This window comes from Nocardia sp. NPDC055050, from assembly GCF_053608345.1.
Window position 1 is genome coordinate 1 of record NZ_JBSGVG010000053.1, and the last position, 16106, is coordinate 16106.

Annotated in this window: 13 protein-coding genes; 5 read left to right on the forward strand and 8 right to left on the reverse strand. The window is 68.7% G+C overall.

Annotation, left to right across the window (positions count from 1 at the left end):
- On the reverse strand, positions 1-613 hold a 613-nt coding region (locus ACWGCN_RS32625), incomplete at its 3' end, for a DNA recombination protein RmuC (RefSeq protein ID WP_452529168.1).
- A 183-nt stretch (positions 614-796) separates the two neighbouring features.
- Between ACWGCN_RS32625 and ACWGCN_RS32630 the strand changes: the two genes are divergently transcribed.
- Together ACWGCN_RS32630 and ACWGCN_RS32635 are read left to right on the forward strand one after the other, a co-directional pair.
- Entirely contained in the window at positions 797-1984 is a 1188-nt protein-coding gene (locus tag ACWGCN_RS32630) for an exonuclease SbcCD subunit D (RefSeq protein WP_452460113.1), read from the forward strand.
- A 46-nt stretch (positions 1985-2030) separates the two neighbouring features.
- Positions 2031-5261: an AAA family ATPase gene (locus tag ACWGCN_RS32635; protein ID WP_452460112.1), complete on the forward strand. Its 3231-nt coding sequence runs from the start codon at positions 2031-2033 to the stop codon at positions 5259-5261.
- Between the two features lie 26 nt (positions 5262-5287).
- On the opposite strand, the gene yczE is transcribed toward ACWGCN_RS32635, so the two are convergent.
- The 7 genes from yczE to ACWGCN_RS32670 form a co-directional block, all read right to left on the reverse strand.
- A complete protein-coding gene (gene yczE / locus ACWGCN_RS32640) occupies positions 5288-5941 on the reverse strand; it encodes a membrane protein YczE (RefSeq protein WP_379313941.1) in 654 nt (217 codons plus the stop codon).
- A gap of 76 nt (positions 5942-6017) precedes the next feature.
- Positions 6018-6530 (reverse strand): methylated-DNA--[protein]-cysteine S-methyltransferase, encoded by a 513-nt coding sequence (locus ACWGCN_RS32645; RefSeq protein ID WP_452460111.1) that lies wholly within the window; start codon positions 6528-6530, stop codon positions 6018-6020.
- Complete coding sequence (locus ACWGCN_RS32650) at positions 6523-8136, reverse strand: DNA-3-methyladenine glycosylase 2 family protein (protein ID WP_452460110.1); 1614 nt, start codon at positions 8134-8136, stop codon at positions 6523-6525. Before ACWGCN_RS32650 ends, ACWGCN_RS32645 begins: the two co-directional genes overlap by 8 nt.
- A gap of 67 nt (positions 8137-8203) precedes the next feature.
- Positions 8204-8374: a YbdD/YjiX family protein gene (locus ACWGCN_RS32655; protein ID WP_379297953.1), complete on the reverse strand. Its 171-nt coding sequence runs from the start codon at positions 8372-8374 to the stop codon at positions 8204-8206.
- 170 nt (positions 8375-8544) lie between these two features.
- Positions 8545-10797, reverse strand: coding sequence for a carbon starvation CstA family protein (locus ACWGCN_RS32660; protein ID WP_452460109.1), 2253 nt, complete (start codon positions 10795-10797; stop codon positions 8545-8547).
- A gap of 125 nt (positions 10798-10922) precedes the next feature.
- Entirely contained in the window at positions 10923-11330 is a 408-nt protein-coding gene (locus tag ACWGCN_RS32665) for a VOC family protein (RefSeq protein ID WP_452460108.1), read from the reverse strand.
- A 4-nt stretch (positions 11331-11334) separates the two neighbouring features.
- Complete coding sequence (locus tag ACWGCN_RS32670; protein WP_378996575.1) at positions 11335-12177, reverse strand: AraC family transcriptional regulator; 843 nt, start codon at positions 12175-12177, stop codon at positions 11335-11337.
- Between the two features lie 194 nt (positions 12178-12371).
- Here ACWGCN_RS32670 and ACWGCN_RS32675 point away from each other — a divergent pair, with 194 nt between their 5' ends.
- From ACWGCN_RS32675 to ACWGCN_RS32685, 3 genes are all read left to right on the forward strand, one after another.
- Positions 12372-13289, forward strand: coding sequence for a quinone oxidoreductase family protein (locus tag ACWGCN_RS32675; RefSeq protein ID WP_452460107.1), 918 nt, complete (start codon positions 12372-12374; stop codon positions 13287-13289).
- A 113-nt stretch (positions 13290-13402) separates the two neighbouring features.
- Positions 13403-14482 carry a redox-regulated ATPase YchF gene (gene ychF / locus ACWGCN_RS32680; RefSeq protein ID WP_378996570.1) on the forward strand — a complete coding sequence of 360 codons (1080 nt, stop codon included), beginning with the start codon at positions 13403-13405 and terminating at the stop codon, positions 14480-14482.
- Between the two features lie 234 nt (positions 14483-14716).
- Entirely contained in the window at positions 14717-16021 is a 1305-nt protein-coding gene (locus ACWGCN_RS32685; RefSeq protein WP_378996568.1) for a cytochrome P450, read from the forward strand.
- Positions 16022-16106 lie beyond the last annotated feature (85 nt).

Consider the following 16106-nt stretch of genomic DNA (forward strand, 5'->3'; position numbering starts at 1 on the left):
CGCCGGGGTCGTCGGTGGTCGCCGCGTCCAGATACGCCGAGAACGGCACCTTCGCGTCGACGACGATGTGCCTGCCGCCGGCCAGCCGCACCACCATGTCGGGCCGGACCGCACCCCGATCGTCGCCGCCGGGCCGGGATACCTGGGTATCGAAGTCGCAGTGCCGGGTCATGCCGGCGAGTTCGACCACGCGTTCCAGCTGGATCTCACCCCACCGGCCGCGCACCTGCGGCGCCCGCAGCGCGGCGACCAGCTGGCCGGTCTGATCGGAGAGCCGATGCGAGGTGCGTTGCATGCCCGCGACCTGCTCGCGCAATCCCGAGTACGCGTCGATCCGATGGTGTTCGACCTGCCGGATCTGCTGTTCCAACGCGCCGACCGCGTCGCGCAGCGGATCGACCATCGCGCCGATCGCGGCCGAATGCCTGCGCGCCGCATCCTCGTTGGCCGAGTGCAGCGACTGCTGCAGCAACCGTTGGTTGTCGCCGGCCGCGGCGAGCCGGGCTTCCGCGGTGGCGGCGCGTTGGCCACCCCGGGCGGAATGCCCCAGCCAGCCGAGACCGAAGCCTGCGGCGAAGACGAAGACGAGCGCGACGAGCATCGAAGCGGTCATGGGAGGCGATACTGCCCGAGGCCACCGACAAGTTCGCAATTCCCGGGCAAACCGGGCATGGCGGCGGCATTCCCGCCGGACATCTTGGTGGTGTGCGCGCGGCCTCGCGCGCCACGCCGGTGAATTACACGCGTGTGGTGCGTCGATTGAATTCTGTCGGGGGTGTGCCCTACGGTTCGCGACATGCGGATCCTGCACACCTCCGACTGGCACATCGGGCGCACCTTTCACGGTGTCGACCTGCTGGCCGATCAGGCGCGGGTGCTGTCGGCCGTCGCGGAGCTGGTCGCGGCCGAATCGGTCGACGTGGTGGTGGTGCCCGGCGACATCTACGACCGCTCCATCCCCAATGCCGATGCCATCGGGGTCTGCAATCGTGGATTCGAGGCGATCCGGGCGGCGGGCGCGACGATCGTCGCCACCTCGGGCAATCACGACTCGCCCGCCAGGCTCGGTGCGGGCGCGGCCTTCGCCGCGGCCGGTGGCTTGCACCTGTGTACGCGGGTCGCCGACGCGCACCGGCCCATCGTGCTGTCCGATGACGACGGCGACGTGGCCTTCTACGGCATCCCGTATCTGGAACCGGAGATCACCCGGACCGAACTCGGTGTGCCACAAGCGCACTCGCACGCGGAGATCCTCGATGCCGCGATGAGCCGGATTCGTGCCGACATCGCCGCCAGGTCCGGCACGCGCACGGTGGTGCTGGCGCACGCGTTCGTGATCGGCGGCGAGGCGACGGGTTCGGAACGGTCCATCTCGGTGGGTGGTGTGGAGACGGTGTCGATGTCGGCCTTCGACGGCATCGACTATGTGGCGCTGGGGCACCTGCATTCGCCGCAGACGCTCTCGGAGTCGGTGCGCTACAGCGGATCCCCGCTGCCGTATTCGTTCGGGGAGAGCTCCCATCGCAAGGCGGTCTGGATCGTCGATCTCGACGCGAAAGGTCTGGCGGCGGTGCACCGCCGCGAGCTGCCGCAGGTGCGCGGGCTCAGCAGGCTCACCGGCACCATCGATTCCCTGCTCACCGGCGCCGAATTCGCCGCGGCCGAAGAGCACTACGTGTCCGCCACGATCACCGACATCACCCGTCCGGTGGATCCGATGCGTAAGCTGCGCGAGCGGTTTCCGCACGCGGTGCACGTGGAATGGGCACGACCGGAAGGTAATCCGGAGTTGCACTACCGCGAGCGGGTGCACGGTCGTCGCGACACGGAGGTCGCGGCGAGCTTCCTGACCGACGTGCGTGGCACACCGAGCAAGGGGGAGATGGCATGGGTGGAGCGGGCGCTGGCCGCGGCGGTTCGCGAAACCGACTCGGGCCGAGGCGAATCCGCCGAGGAGCCGGTGGCATCGGAGCTGACTGCGTGAGCTCGCGCGCCGGGTTCACGGCGGCGCTCGTCGCCGGGGCCATCGCGTGAGGCTGCACCGGCTCGAACTCACCGCGTTCGGACCGTTCGCCGAGACCACCGTCGTCGATTTCGACGCACTCGGCGCCGACGGGCTGTTCCTGCTCCACGGGCATACGGGTGCGGGCAAGACGACCATCCTCGACGCCATCGCCTTCGCCCTCTACGGCAAGGTGCCCGGGGCGCGCGGCGAGAGCAAGCGCCTGCACTCCGACCACGCCGATTCGCAGACACCACCGAGTGTCGTGCTCGAGGCCACGCTCGGCGGCCGCCTGCTGCGCCTGACCCGCTCGCCCGAATTCGAGCGCCCGAAGAAGAACGGCACCGGAACCCGGCTGCTGCAACCCCAGGCCACGCTCACCTGGCTCGACGGCAGCGGTGAGAACCTCTCGCGCATCACCGATATCGGCGACGAGGTGCTGCGTCTGCTCGGCATGAGCGCCGACCAGTTCTTCCAGGTGGTGCTGCTCCCGCAGGGCGACTTCGCCAAATTCCTGCGAGCCGAGAACGAGGACCGCGAGAAACTGCTCGAAAAGCTCTTCGATACCCAACGTTTCGGTACCGCCGAGAAATGGTTGTCGGATCGGCGACGCGCGGCCGAAAGCGAACTCACCACGCGCGAGCAGGGCATCGACCGCCTGATCACCAAGGTCGGCATGGCGGCGGGATACGGCGGCGCGGAATCGATCGGCATCAAGGACTCGGTGACGTGGTCTCAGGAACTGCTGGCCACCGCGCGTACCGCCCTCGCCGAGGCGACCACGAATGCCGAACTGCGCCACAAAGAATCGGTCGACGCCCGCGCCGAAGCCGAAGAGCAACGCCGCGTCACCGAGCTGCGCACCCGCATGGCCGCGGCCCGCTCCGAACTGGATGCCTACACCGCCTCCGCTGCTCGCCGCGCCGAACTCGAACGCGAACTCGACCGAGCTCGCCTGGCTGAGCCCGTCGTCCATGCCATCGACGAGGCTCGCTCCGCGGTCCGTGGCCTGCGTCGCTCGGAAGCCGCCACCCGCGGCGCCGCAGCTGATCTGGCCGATCGTCTGAGTGCACCGGCGGCGGCCGATATCGCGGGTGTGGGTCTGCAGACCGTCGTACCGGCCGAGCCGAACGGCGATGGGGGCGTGGACGTCCAGGGTGATCTCGATGCGGCGATCAGCCAGTGGAACGCGCTGCTCGGTGTGCTCGGTGAGGTGCGCGCGGATGCGGTGATCGCACGCAGGCTCGCCGACGATCTCGCCGCTCACGAGAGCGAATCCGCCCAGCTCACGCGGCGTGCGGCGGAGCTGGCGCAGCGGCGGGTCGAACTGCCGGCACTGATCGGTTCTGCTCAGGAACAGCTCCGCGAGGCCACCGACGCGGCCGCAGCGCTGCCCGGGGTTCGCAACGAGCTGGCCAAGTGGCAGGACGCGGCGGCGGCCGCTGTCGAGATCGCCCGTCGCCGACCGGCTTTGGACGCAGCGCGCGGCGAACACGACACGGCCTGGCGCGCCCATCTCGACGCCAGGGAGCGTGTCCTCGACCTGCGCACCCGCCGCCTTGCCGGCATGGCCGCCGAACTCGCGGGCGCGCTCACCGAGGGTGCGCCGTGCACGGTCTGCGGGTCCGCCGATCACCCGGAGCCCGCGCAGCCCACCGGCGACGCGGTGTCCAAGGACGCCGAGGACGCCGCGCAGGCGGCCGAACAGGTCGCCGAGGCCGCGCGGGAACGCCTCGCCGAACGCATCAGCGCCATCGAACGCGAGATCGAGGCGCTGACCGCGCGTGGCGGCGACGCCGACCCCGTCGCCCTCGCCGCCGCGGTCCGCACCGCCACCCACCGCTTCGACGACACGGCCGAAGCCGCTGAACGCGCCCCCGCCCTGACCAGCCGCCTGGAGGCCCTGCGCACCGAGGAAGCCGCCCTGCACGAGCAGTCCCGCGACTCGGACGCCCGCCTCGGCACCAGCACGGCCAACATCGCGGCCACCCGCACCCGCCTCGAAGAACTCACCACCCGCCTGCGTGCCGCCGCGGGCGCCGACGCCACCGTCGATGCCCGCACGACCCGCCTCGAATCCCTCATCACCGCCGCCGCCACCCTCCGCACCGCCCGTACCGAGGAGGGCACCGCCCGCGACGCCGTCCGCACCATCGCCACCCGTGTGGAAAACCTCGCCCGTACAGCAGGTCTCGTTCCGGCGGGATACGAGGCGAGTGCGCAGCTCGAGGCACACGAATCGACGACTCGTACCGCCGGGCGAACTGCGGTCGCCGATGCCGATACGGGCGTTCCCAGCCTGTTCGATCTTTTCGATGACGAGCCGCTCGATGACGAGCCGGTCGGCGAAGAGCCGGGCGAACCAGCACCGCCTCGCGACGACATCGCCCTGCTGACCGCCTACGCCCAGGTCGTCACCGCTGCCGCGCGGACCGCGCAGCAGCAGGCCGCGATCGAAGCCGAACTCACCGCCGCGGACCGGGCCCGCGCACATGCCGAGACGGTGCTCGCCGAGCCCCGGATCCAGGCGGTCGCCGAGCAGACGCCGGGCGACCTGAACGCGCTCGAGCAGCGCTTCACCGAAGCGCAGAGTGCGCTCACCGCGGCGGTGGCGGCCCGGTCGGCGGCCACCGAGCGGGTCGCCCAGCTCGAGCAGCTGGGGACGCAGCTGTGGGGTGAGGTCGAGCGGATCGCGCCCGAGCAGCGTGTCTTCGACGAACTGGCGGCCCTGGCGGAAGTGGTCGCGGGCAGGGGCGAGAACAACCGGCGAATGTCGCTGCGCTCCTATGTTCTCGCGGCACGGCTCGAAGAGGTCGCGGTCGCGGGATCACTGCGTCTGCGCCGGATGTCCGGTGGCCGTTACGAATTCGTCCACTCGGACAAGGCGGGCCCACGGGGCAGACGCGGCGGCCTCGGGCTCGACGTCCGCGACGACTACACCGGCGCGATCCGCTCGGCGAAAACGCTCTCCGGCGGCGAAACCTTCATGGCCTCGCTGGCATTGGCACTCGGTCTGGCCGATGTGGTCGCCGCCGAAACCGGCGGGCTGGTCCTGGACACCCTGTTCATCGACGAAGGCTTCGGCAGCCTCGACGCCGACACTCTCGACGCCGTGATGGGTGTCCTCGACGAACTGCGGGCGAACGGGCGCGTGGTCGGCGTCGTCAGCCACGTAGACGAAATGCGTCAGCGCATCCCCAGCCGCCTCCACGTGGTGCGCGGCCGGGCAGGATCGCGGCTGGAAGCCACCGTCGCCTGAGTTCGCCCGGTGAGGCCGTCACCATGTCAGCACGGCGCGGCGGGAGCCTGCGGACGCTCCACGGATGGCGCCGCTTCCTGGCGGGCGAGCGGCGTGAATCCGGGGAGCTTGCCGTCGACGAACGGGATCATCAGCTGGACCAGCGGGCCGATTCCGAAGGCGTAGACCAGCGTGCCGATTCCCACGCTGCCGCCGAGGAACCACCCGGTGGTCAGCACCGAGACCTCGATCCCGGTGCGAACCGACCACACCGGCCAACCGGTCCGCGCGACCAGTCCAGTCATCAGTCCATCGCGCGGACCTGGACCCATTCCCGCACCGATGTAGAGCACTGTCGCCGCCGCGTTCACCACCACCGCGGCGACCATGGCCAGCACCCGCAGCCACACGCCGTCCACGGCGGGGATCGCCCACAACCCGGCGTCGACCGCGATCGCGATCACCACCACGTTGCTGACGGTCCCCAGCCCCGGCCGCTGCCGCAACGGAATCCAGGCGAGCAGCACAGCGATCCCGGTCAGCGCGGTCACCACACCGAAACTCAGCGGCACATGCGCGGCGACCCCTTGGTGGAACACGTCCCACGGGTCGAGCCCGAGCCCTGCTCGGATCATCACTGCCATCGAGGTGCCGTACAACCACAAACCGACGTACAGCGCGACCAACCGACGAGTGAGCATAGGTAACAGAATCCGGCCTACTGGACCTGGAAAAAAGAGCCAATCGGCGATCACTGGCCTGATCGTCTGCCGCTACTCAGCTTTCGTGCGCGAGCAACCAGGCCTTGGCTTGCAGCCCCCACCGGAACCCGCCGAGCGCTCCGCCGATCCGCAGCACACGATGGCACGGCACGAACAGCGCGGCGGAGTTGCGCGCGCAGGCGTTGGCCGCGGCCCGCGTGGCTGCCGGACGCCCGGAGAGTCCGGCGAACTCCGTGTAGGTGACCGGTTCACCGGCCGGTACCTTGCGCAGGACTTCCCAGGCATGGACGAGGAACTCACCGGACTGTTGACGCACCGCGATCGCGTCGATCGCGGTGAGATCACCTGCGTGATAGTCGATGACGGCCTTGGTCACCGCGCCGAGCGAATCCCGTTGCCGCAGTTCGGCCGGGCGCAAGGTCGCGTGGATCAGGCCGGTCAGCGTGGTCGGGTCGCCGGTCCAGCCCGAGGCGAGCACGGCGCCGTCGGAATCGGCGATGGTGGTGAACGGGCCGATCGGCGTGCTGACGGTCGCGACATCGGCGAGGCGAAGAGCAGTGTCAGTCATGGGTTTTCGCTTCCTGAGGAGAGGGTTCACGGACAAGCGCGCCACGATGTTCGAGCGCGGTCTTCCACAAGTGCATGGACAGATACGAGCGCCACGGCGCCCAGCGGGTGGTGTCGCCGAGGTCGATCCCGGCCAGCGCGGCTCCTTGGCGCACGACGAGGTCGGTGTCGAGCAGGATGTCGGGATCGGCCAGCGATCGCATGGTGACGTAGTCGGCCGTCCACGGCCCGACTCCATCGAGTGCGAGCAGGTCGCGCCGCAGATCATCGGCGGTACGGCCGGAATGCAGGACCAGTTCGCCGTCGGCGAGCGCCCGCGCCGCGGACACGATCGCGGCCACCCTGCGCGCGGGCCCGGTCAACACCTCGGCACCGTGTTCGGCGACCGCCTCGGCCGTCGGGAACAGTCGCGGCACCGGTCCTTCGATCGGCTCGCCGAGTGCGTCCACCAGCCGCGCGACATGCGTCCCCGCTGCCCGCACCGAAATCTGTTGCCCGATCATCGTGCACAGCAGCAACTCTGATCCATCGAGGCACCCGGGCACGCGAATCCCCGGCGTGAATCCGTGCATCGCGATTCCGTGCGCAACCCCTGCGGCACCCGAATCGGTTGCGCCATCACCGGATCGGTCGTCACTGCCGAACACGCGGCCGCCGCCGTGACCACCACGGCCGCCGGCTCCGGCCGTTGCGTCGATGCCGAGTGCCGCGTCGATCCCCAGCGGATCCGCGTCCAGATCGAGCAGACGCCGCACCCGGGCGACAGTCGGAGCGAGATCACGCATATCCCGCAATGCCAACTCCGCCCGCACATGACCGGGCTGGAAAGACAGCCGAACAGTCGCGTGCCCGTGCGGAGTACGCAGGCTGCGCGTGTAGACCCCGTCCTCCCACTGTTCCGTCCCGGCCACCGCGTGCGCCGAGAGGAACCAGGTCAGCCACCCGGTATCGAGCGGTTCGCGGTACGGCAGCCGCAAGGTCAGCAATCCGGGGGTGCCGGGTGCGACGACATCGGCGCGCGGCGACCGGCGTAGTTCGGTCCGCATCGTTGTCGGACTCACCGCGAAGACCTCGCGCACGGTGTCGTTGAACTGCCGAATGCTGGCGAACCCCGCCGCGAACGCGATATCCGACATCGGCATCTCGGTGGTCTGGATGAGCAGCCGCGCGGTGTGCGCACGGTGCGCCCTGGCCAGCGCGAGCGGGCCTGCCCCGAGTTCGGTGGTGAGCACGCGGGTGAGCTGGCGCTGCGAATAGCCGAGGGTGGCGGCCAGTCCGGGTACCCCGCCACGCTCGATCACCCCGTCGCCGATCAGCCGCATGGCGCGAGCGGCCAGGTCGGCTCGCACGTTCCACAGGGGTGACCCGGGCGCGGCGTCGGGCAGGCACCGGCGGCACGCGCGATAACCGGCCTGCTGCGCCGCCGCCGCGGTGGGCAGGAACGACACATTGGCCCGCTTGGGTGTGATCGCCGGGCACGAGGGCCTGCAGTAGATGCCGGTCGTGCGTACCGCGGTGAAGAACTGCCCGTCGAAGCGGGAGTCGCGGGTGGAGACCGCCCGGTAGCAGCCCTCGAAGTCCAAAGCAGTGATGGTCACGAGTTCCACAATGGCACCCGCGCGAGCGGGGTGCTAGCGGAAATCGGCCACCGATCCCGCGGGTCTGGGACCGCGATCAGCAGCAGCGATTGGTGGGATTGCGCTCGGCTTCGGCATAGCGTTCGCGCCAGTAGTCGCGCACGGACGGCACCGGGGCCCCCGGATGCGTGCGACGCAAGTGGTCGACATACCGCTGGTAATCCTGGCCGCCGTTGATCGCGCTGTACCAGCGGGCGACTGCGCGCATCGCCGCCCACGCTCGGCCGAGAACCGCCCGCAGGCGTGCCCCCACGGTCGCATCCGAGCTCGCGGTAGCGATCGACGCTGTCCTGTCGACCAGCCCGGTGCGGTCGGTCGTCACGGCCGGGGCGCGGACGGCCGATCCACTGAACCGGCCGTCCGCATCCCTGGTCCCACTCAAGAGACGTGCGCCGATCCGGGCGCGCTCACCTTGCCCTCGGCGATCAGCGCGTCCCACTCCTTCTGCACGTCCTTCTCGGCGGAGGTGGCGACGAAACCGCTCGGGGCGAAGATCTTCGACGGCTGTTCCTCGGACTCGGTGCTGGTCACCGTGCCCGTGCGAATCGCCCTCGCGCACACCAGCACTCCGACGGCGGTGACGATCAGTACCAGCACCGCGAACACGATCGACAGCGTGCCCTGGATGAAGGTGTTGCGGATCGCGATGTCGACCTGCTCGGGCGTCTTGGCGGTCAGGCAGGCCTTGCCCGCGTCCTTGGCGGCCTGGCACAGGCTGTGCTGTTTCCAGTAACCGAGCTTGGGATCGTCGGAGAAGATCTTCTGCCACGACGCGGTCATCGTGACCAGCAGATCCCACGCCAGCGGAACACCGGGAATCCACGCCCACTTCCACTGCCCGCGCTTGACGATGATCGTGAGCACCACGATCAGCGCGATCGCCGCGAGCAACTGGTTGGCGATGCCGAACAGCGGATACAGCGCGTTGATGCCACCGAACGGATCGTTCACGCCCATCAGCAGCACCCCGCCCCAGCCCGCGACCACGATCAGCGAGCACAGCCAGGCGCCGATCCGCCACGACGGATCGCGGAACTTCTTGAACCCGCCGCCGAAGTTGCCCAGCGCGTCCGAGACCAGGAAGCGCGCCACACGAGTGCCCGCGTCGATGGTGGTGAGGATGAACAGCGCCTCGAACATGATCGCGAAGTGGTACCAGAAGGCCTTCATCGTCGAGCCGCCGAGGAATTGGGAGAAGACCTCGGAGATGCCGACCGCCAGGGTCGGGGCGCCACCGGTGCGCGAGACGATCGACTTCTCGCCCACATCGGCGGCCGCGTCGGTGAACAGCTCCGGTGTCGCGGGCGGCCCGGACAGGCCGAGCGAATTCGTGAACTTGGCAGCACCTTCGGCCGTACCACCGGTGAGTCCGGCCGAGGCGTTCATGCCGAAGTACAGGTGCTGGTCGATGATCGAGGCGGTGATGATCGCCATGACCGCGACGAACGACTCCATCAGCATGCCGCCGTAGCCGATCATCTTGGCATTGGATTCCTTGGCCAGCAGTTTCGGCGTCGTGCCGGAGGAGACCAGCGCGTGGAAACCCGAGAGCGCACCGCAGGCGATGGTGATGAACAGGAACGGGAACAGACTGCCCGCGAACGCGGGACCCGCACCGGTATGCGCGAATTCGGAGACGGCGGGCGCCTTCAGCACCGGCATCGTGATCAGGATGCCGACCGCGAGCAGCACGATCGTGCCGACCTTCATGAACGTCGACAGGTAGTCACGCGGGGCGAGCAGCAGCCACACCGGCAAGACCGAGGCGATGAAGCCGTAGGCGATCAGGCACCACGCGATGGTGGTGCGCGAGAGGGTGAACCAGTCCGCGCCCCACTCTGTTTCGGATACCCAGCCACCGCCGATGATCGCGGCCAGCAACAACACGATGCCGATCGCGGACACCTCGCCGACCGCACCCGGCCGCAGATACCGCAGGTACACGCCCATGAACAGCGCGATCGGGACGGTCATCGCGATGGAGAACACGCCCCACGGGCTCTCGCCGAGCGCGTTCACCACGACCAGTGCCAGCACCGCGAGCAGGATCGTCATGATCACCAGAATCGCCACGATCGCCGCGACGCCACCGACGAGGCCGAGCTCGTCGCGCGCCATCTGACCGAGGCTGCGGCCGCGCCGACGGGTGGAGGCCCACAGCACCAGGTAGTCCTGCACCGCGCCGGCGAAGACCACGCCGACGATGATCCAGATGGTGCCGGGCAGATAGCCCATCTGCGCGGCCAGCACCGGACCGACCAGCGGACCGGCGCCCGCGATGGCGGCGAAGTGGTGCCCGTAGAGCACCCGCCGGTCCATCGGCATGAAATCTTTGCCGTTGTCATAGATTTCGGCGGGCGTGGCCACGTCGTCGCGCGGCTTGGTGATCTTCCACTCGATGAACCGCGCGTAGAAGCGGTAGGCGATGATGTAGGTACAGACCGCCGCGATCACGATCCACACCGCGTTCACGGACTCGCCGCGCACGAACGCGATGATCGCCCACGCGATAGCGCCGAGAACGGCGATCCCCGCGAACACGGCCTTCTTGGCGGGCGTGATCGGCGTGCGATCGACGACACCGACCGGAGGCAAGTCCGGGTCGGTCCGCAGATGTTCGATGGTCGCCATTGACTCAACTCTCCTGTATAACGCGCAGAGCCTCGGGTGAAGCAATCGACAACGTAGCCGATCGCCGAACTGCGACGGAGAGGTTCGCACACGATCGTGCGCAGAATGAAATTTTGTTCAGCAGGTCATTCGCCTCGGTACGTGCCGAAGCTCCAGAGGTTGCCTTCCGGGTCGGCGGCGCTGAAGCCGCGGGAGCCGTAGTCCTCGTCGCGCAGGTCGCGAATGATCGTCGCGCCCGCGGCCTTCGCCCTGTCGTAAAGCGCGTCGGGGTTGTCGGTGACCAGGTAGAGGTTGGCGACGCCCGGTGGCCGGGTGCCGAAGGGGGTGTCGTCGCGGCCCGTGGAGCCGAACATGATGATGCCGCCGCCCGGCAGGCGCAGTTCACCGTGTTCGACGACCGAGTCGTCGTTTTCCCTGGCATAGACCGCGGTCGCTTCGAAACCGAAGGCGGTGGTGAGGAACTCGATCATGGCGCGGGCGTCGTCGAAGGCGAGGCAGGGCCAGATGGTGGTGGTGTTGGTTGAAGTGTCCATGCGTTCAGCCTCGCGCTTCCGCCGCGTTCGGGTCTTGGACGGATGGAATCTCCTCGGCGAGCCAGGCGGTGGGGGCCACGCCTGCCAGCTCGGCGAAGTCGCGGTTCAGGTGCGCCTGGTCGTAGTAGCCGCAGGTGGTCGCGATCTGGGCGATGGAGACATAGGACGGGGTGCCCGCCAGCATGCGCTTGGCTCGCTCGAATCGGATGATCCGTGCGGCCAGCTTGGGGCTCGCGCCGAATTCGGCGGTGAACTTGCGGGTCAGGTGCTGACGGGTCCAGCCGATCCGATCCGCGAGCGGGTTGATCGAGCAGGTGCCGCCGGTTTTCACGAGAGCGTGCCAGGCCCACGTCAATTCGGGCCCGGCCAGCGTGTCGGTGCGTGCCGCGGCGGTCAAGGCTCGATCGCACGCGGCGAACCGGCTCGGCCAATCCTGGTGCGACTGCACCGCATCGGCGAGTTGATCGCCCAGAGTTCTCTGCGCTTGGGAGCATTCGATCGACATGTCCCACAGTTCGCTCGCGGGCATGCCGAACAGCACTCGGCAACCCAGCGGGGTCAGCTCGATCGCGACGCCTTCCTGAAAACCGGTGTGCGCGATCAACGCCGGGCTCGCCTGTAGGCCGCTCAAGACACAGCGGTAGCTGCCGGGGGCCTGGTGCGGGTCGGTCTGCTCGACGACATCGATGGTCGGGCCGACGGCGACGATGAACGTCATGTGCCGTGAGGGAAGGCCACGATGCAGGCCCGGCTCGAAACCCGCGAGTCGATAGCCCACGTACCGGTCGATGAACGCTGCCAGCACCGGCGCGGGGGCCGCGGTCACCACCTCCGTGGTCGCCTCCATACGGGCCACGCTACGCCGGGTGTGTGGGATTACCCACGCGTCTCGAGCATCGCCGCGGGGTAACCGGACCGTGAGGGTGCTCTCCGCGGTGCGGCGGAGGCGGTGAGATTTCGCACTCACGGGCTCATGGCCTGTGGAAACGCGAGGTCAGCCGGTTAATCTTGCGCCTTCGCTCAATTTACGTAGGAGGTGTCATGCGGCGGGTTCAATACGAGCGCGGCAGTGGTTCGGAGGCGCTCGAAGTCGTCGCGGCCGAGGTGCCGGTGCCCGGTGCCGGTGAGCTGCTCGTGCGGGTCGAGGCGATCGGGGTCACCCTGTCGGCGATTCGGCGGATCAGTGGCGACGCGGAGCAGGTGCGTGCCGAGGTGGCCGGTGAGGTCGTCGCGGTCGGTGACGGGGTCGACGGCTACAGCGCCGGCTACCGCGTCGTCGGCCTGTGCACCGCTGACGCCTACGCCGAGTACGTCGTGCTCGCGATCGACCAGGTCTCGGCGATCCCGGACGGCGCTTCTGCCGTCGACGCCGTCGCCCTGATGCGCAGCGGTCTCGTCGCCCTCGGCGCTCTCGACACCGCCGTACCGCGCGACGGCGAAACGGCGCTGGTCACCGCCGCCGCGGGTGGTGTCGGCCATCTTGCGGTGCAGCTGGCCCGCGTGCGTGGCGCGAGCTGGGTGGTCGGCGCGGTCTCCGACGAGTCGAAGGTCGACTTCGTGCGTGAACTCGGCGCCGACGAGGTGTTCACCTACGACCAGCTGCACTGCGGTAAGCAGGCCGACTACGCCCTCGACGGTGTCGGTGGCACCGGTCTCGGCGGCACCCTTGCCGGTCTCGCCGAAGGCGGTCGCGCGGTCACCTACGGCACCGGCGGCGGTCTCGTCGACACCGAAGACCTCCTCGCGGGCGGCAAATCCGTCACCGGTTTCCGGATCGGCCGTCTCGCCCAGCGCGACCCGGCTCGCTACGAGGACCTGCGACAGGAGGTGTGGCAGTACTACGCCTCCGGCCTGCTGCATCCGGTGGTGCACGCCGAGTTCGCCCTCGACGACGCCGCTGCCGCCCACGCGGTCATCGAGCAGCGCGCCAACCTGGGCAAGGTCGTCCTCGTTCCCTGACCGATCCGTCGGGAGGGGCCGTTCGCGGTCCGGCTCGCTGGTCAGGTGCCTGACCAGCGAGCCACAAGGGGGCCGCGAACCCGTCGCGGCGCAGGTGCGGCAAGATAATCACAGTGAGCCTCACCCTCGGAATCGTCGGCCTGCCCAATGTCGGAAAGTCGACGCTGTTCAACGCGCTGACCAAGAACGACGTGCTGGCCGCGAACTACCCGTTCGCGACCATCGAGCCCAACGTCGGCGTGGTCCCGCTGCCCGACCCGCGCCTGAACAAGCTCGCCGAGATCTTCGGTTCCGAGAAGATCGTTCCCGCCGTGGTGTCGTTCGTCGACATCGCCGGCATCGTGAAGGGCGCCTCCGAAGGCGCCGGCCTCGGCAACAAGTTCCTCGCCAACATCCGTGAGGCCGACGCGATCTGCCAGGTCGTGCGCGTGTTCGCCGACGACGACGTGATCCACGTCGACGGCCGGGTCGACGCCGCCGCCGACATCGAGGTCATCGAAACCGAGCTCATCCTCGCCGACCTGCAAACCCTCGAGAAGGCCATCCCGCGCCTCGAGAAGGAAGCCAGGGTCAAGAAGGACCGCAAGCCCCTGCTCGACGCCGCCAAGGTCGCCGAGGGTTTCCTCAACGAGGGCACCACGCTGTTCGCCGCGGGCAAGAAGATCGACGCCGACCTGCTGCGTGAGCTCTCCCTGCTCACCATCAAGCCGTTCCTCTACGTCTTCAACGCCGACGAGTCCGTCCTCACCGACGAGGCCAAGGTCGCCGAGTTGAAGGCTTCCGTCGCCCCCGCCGACGCTGTCTTCCTCGACGCCAAGGTCGAAGCCGAACTTCTCGAACTCGACGACGAATCCGCCCTCGAACTCCTGGAATCCATCGGCCAGTCCGAACCCGGCCTGCACGCCCTCGCCCGCGCCGGTTTCCACACCCTCGGTCTGCAGACCTACCTCACCGCAGGCCCGAAGGAATCCCGAGCCTGGACCATCCATCAGGGCGACACCGCCCCCAAGGCCGCCGGCGTTATCCACACCGACTTCGAACGCGGCTTCATCAAGGTCGAACTCGTCGCCTTCGACGACCTGGTAGAAGCGGGATCGATGGCCGCCGCCAAGGCCGCGGGCAAGGTCCGCATGGAGGGCAAGGAATACGTCATGCACGACGGCGACGTCTGCGACTTCCGCTTCAACGTGTAAACCCTTGCGCCTGGGGCGATCGGCGAAGCCTCAGGCGCACGATCTACCTTCGGGAGGTCTTGACCAGTTCTGTCCTGTGCTGCTGACCTCGGCCGCTCGACGGACCGCCGCGCTGCCTGCCCCTGCTCTCGAGATCCCCTTCCGGCGGGTCCCGCGCGCCCTGTGATGTTCGTTATAGCCGTGTGCTATTCGTTGCAACCACAGGATGCGCCGGTTCGAACGACGGAGGGCTGGATGAAACCGCATTACATGTATCGGTGGGTCAACAATCACGGGTTGGTTCTGCTGTTCAAGAAGATGCTGATCCGGCGTGGCAATCCGTTCGCTCGGTTGATCGGCGGCGCGGAGGGTATCGAGAATCCGTACGCGCTGATCGAGGAGATGCGCGGGGAGGGCGGGTTGATCCGTGCCCTTCCGGTATGGATCACCTTCGATCACGACATGGTCCGGGAAATCCTGCGCGACAACCGTTTCGGTGTCGGTATACCGACGGTGTTCGGGATTCCGGGGCCGGTGATGCGCGCGCTGGAGCGGCGGCCCCTCCCGCCGAATCTGATGGATCCGCCGTCGATGCTGGTGGTCGACGATCCCGAGCACAACCGGATGCGCAAACCGGTCTCCGCGGCGTTCACCCCGCGTGCCATCGCCCGGCTGCGCGACCGGATCGAGACGGTCACCGGGGAACTGCTCTGGGCGCTCCCCGACGACGGGCCCACCGACCTGGTCGCGCGGTACGCGGCGCAGGTCCCCATCGCCATCATCTCCGAGATGCTCGGCTTCCCGGACGCCGACCGCGAGATGTTCCTGCACTGGGGTGACGACATCAGTCCGTTGCTCGACCTCGGGATCTCGTGGCAGACGCACCAGCGGGCGATGGAATCCTCGGAGCGACTGCACCAGTATCTCGTCGAGCACCTCGAGCGACTGCGCGCCGAGCCCGGCGACGACATCCTCAGCAGCCTGGTCACCTCGGGGGACCTGTCCACCTACGAACTGTGCGCGTCGGCGACCCTGCTGATGGCCGCGGGCTTCGAGACCACGGTCAACCTGATCGGCAAGGGCATCGTCTGGCTGCTCCAGCACCCCGAACAGCTGGACCGGTTGCGTGCCGAGCCGGAACTCTGGACCAACGCGGTGGAGGAGATCCTCCGGATCGATCCACCGGTGCAGTCCACCGCGCGCACCACCAGGACAGCGCTGGAGATCGGTGGTGTCCGGTTGCGCGAGGGGTCGACGGTGGTGCTGTCGCTGGCCGGCGCGAACCGCGACCCCGCCGTGTTCACCGACCCGGCCCGCTTCGACGTAACCAGGGGCAACGCCAAGAATCATCTGTCCTTCAGCAGCGGTAGTCATGTGTGCCTCGGCGCCGGTCTGGCCCGGATGGAAGCCGCGCATGCCCTGCGCGCGCTGTTCGAGACGTATCCGGATCTGCGATTGACCCATCCGCCCACCCGCCGGCCGCTGTTCACCCTGCACGGTTATCAGCACCTACCCGCGCACACCGGTCCACGCGTCCGCAGCCAGGTCCCCATCGGCTGACCCGCTCAGCACGCCCCGCCACCGGGTGAGCTCGACGAGCGACACCTAGGTGGTGTTCTGCGCACCCTCGGAGGAGCGGTCCAAG

Excerpts from the sequence above, each read along its gene's own strand:
- ACWGCN_RS32630 (WP_452460113.1), top strand. The coding sequence starts at position 797 with ATGCGGATCCTGCACACCTCCGACTGGCACATCGGGCGCACCTTTCAC.
- yczE (WP_379313941.1), bottom strand. The coding sequence starts at position 5,941 with ATGCTCACTCGTCGGTTGGTCGCGCTGTACGTCGGTTTGTGGTTGTAC.
- ACWGCN_RS32645 (WP_452460111.1), bottom strand. The coding sequence starts at position 6,530 with ATGACTGACACTGCTCTTCGCCTCGCCGATGTCGCGACCGTCAGCACG.
- ACWGCN_RS32655 (WP_379297953.1), bottom strand. The coding sequence starts at position 8,374 with ATGCGCGCAGTCGCCCGCTGGTACAGCGCGATCAACGGCGGCCAGGAT.
- ACWGCN_RS32660 (WP_452460109.1), bottom strand. The coding sequence starts at position 10,797 with ATGGCGACCATCGAACATCTGCGGACCGACCCGGACTTGCCTCCGGTC.
- ACWGCN_RS32665 (WP_452460108.1), bottom strand. The coding sequence starts at position 11,330 with ATGGACACTTCAACCAACACCACCACCATCTGGCCCTGCCTCGCCTTC.
- ACWGCN_RS32670 (WP_378996575.1), bottom strand. The coding sequence starts at position 12,177 with ATGGAGGCGACCACGGAGGTGGTGACCGCGGCCCCCGCGCCGGTGCTG.
- ACWGCN_RS32675 (WP_452460107.1), top strand. The coding sequence starts at position 12,372 with ATGCGGCGGGTTCAATACGAGCGCGGCAGTGGTTCGGAGGCGCTCGAA.
- ACWGCN_RS32685 (WP_378996568.1), top strand. The coding sequence starts at position 14,717 with ATGAAACCGCATTACATGTATCGGTGGGTCAACAATCACGGGTTGGTT.